Origin of the sequence: Paenibacillus sp. VTT E-133291 (assembly GCF_002264395.1) — a bacterium.
Classification (GTDB): Bacteria; Bacillota; Bacilli; order Paenibacillales; family Paenibacillaceae; genus Paenibacillus_AQ; species Paenibacillus_AQ nitricinens.
Genome location: NZ_NFVA01000207.1, coordinates 1 through 1442 on the forward strand (window position 1 = coordinate 1; position 1442 = coordinate 1442).

The following is a 1442-nucleotide window of genomic DNA, read 5'->3' on the forward strand; positions in this document are numbered from 1 at the left end:
ATAGCGTGTCTGCCATTCCACCACTACCGCGCGGTGAGATAAAACTTAAAACTTTGTTTGAGGTCAACATTCATTATTATAAATGTACTTCCCCAAAATGTAAAGGCGTTGATTCAAGAATTTTCGTCGGCCCATTTCTGCTTACGATATTCAGTGAATGCTAAGTATTCTTCAATGAATTTCCTTTCCTCTGGAAGCAATTCATTCGTTCGATCTTCATTCAACTTCACTTCTCCGAAATCATAGTCCTCATTGCTCTCTTTCAATATTTCAGATGTATTTCTACCTAAAATAAGCCAGTCTAGACTTACATGAAAAAAAGCGCTGATCTCAATCAATTTGTGTGTTCCCGGAGTAGACTTGCCCCGCTTCCAATCTCCCATATTACCTGTGCTTATATTTAACTGCTCACAGAATGATTTCTTAGTGAGACCTTTTTGCTTAATCAAATACTCTATACGTTCATAAATGGTCTGCATCCATAATCCACCCTTCACAAAAAAATAAAAAAGACTTATTTAAGTGATTTACCTATTGCAAAATAACGTAAAAAAGTATATAATTGGTGTTACTATGTATTATCCGATTATATCATATGGTTAGAGTGACGATAAGAGGCGACTCAGGTGACAAGTGTCTGATGTAATGCCGTCTGACCCCCTTTATTAGCTTATCATCCTGAAGGATCTCTAGGAGGGAGCGGTGACTTTTGTCAAAGTGCTTATCATCTTCCATTATCCATTCACTTGAATATCTGCCGCACAATGCGGTGGTCATCAACAGCCAAGGCGTTATCCAGTTCACCAACAGGAAGTGGAAGGCATTTAATCATGAATACGGCCTCTCCCCTCAGAAACAATGGATTGGAGCTTATTATTCGGAGCTTATGCAGGATGTGATCCTCGATTCCGATCAATGGGCCAAGCTTTATGATTCGGTGAAAATTATACTCCGCAGAGAGTATCAGATTTATACCTCTGAGTTCTCCATACAAACCACCAATAAAGGAAGCCGTATCTTTCGTTTAGAGATCTATCCTCTTCTGTCAGATGATCACTTAGACAATGCTTTTATAATTTCTCTATATGATTTGGGCGCATTTAAAGAAGGAGCTCAGTTGTCAGGGATCGCAAGCATCTGTTCGACCTGTAAGCCAACACAAGACTTAATTCCCATCTGTGCTTCCTGCAAATCCATTCGAAATTCTAAGGATGAATGGATCAACATTGAACATTTTTTAAAACATCAGCTTTCTCTGCAATTCACCCATGATATTTGCCCAGACTGTGTCAGACAGCTCTATCCCCAATATGCAAGAGCCTTTAAGAACTAAGAACTAATCAACTTGTCTAATCCTATAAAAAAAAGTAAGAAAACCTCTGCGAAGCAAAGGATTTCTTACTTTTTATTTGTATGCGGTAGAGAGGACTCGAACCTCCACG

At 38.9% G+C, this 1442-nt stretch carries 2 protein-coding genes; one reads left to right on the plus strand and one right to left on the minus strand.

The window, feature by feature from the left end:
- Positions 1 to 113: 113 nt before the first annotated feature.
- The gene (locus CA598_RS31565) at positions 114 to 479 is read right to left on the minus strand and encodes a helix-turn-helix domain-containing protein (RefSeq protein ID WP_094874825.1); all 366 of its coding nucleotides are present in this window, start codon (positions 477 to 479) and stop codon (positions 114 to 116) included.
- Positions 480 to 709: 230 nt separating this feature from the next.
- Between CA598_RS31565 and CA598_RS31570 the strand changes: the two genes are divergently transcribed.
- Positions 710 to 1333: a nitrogen regulation protein NR(II) gene (locus tag CA598_RS31570; RefSeq protein ID WP_094874826.1), complete on the plus strand. Its 624-nt coding sequence runs from the start codon at positions 710 to 712 to the stop codon at positions 1331 to 1333.
- Positions 1334 to 1442: the final 109 nt, after the last annotated feature.

Bases quoted from the DNA above. Each gene is read 5' to 3' on its own strand.
- CA598_RS31565 (WP_094874825.1), bottom strand. From the start codon at position 479: ATGCAGACCATTTATGAACGTATAGAGTATTTGATTAAGCAAAAAGGT.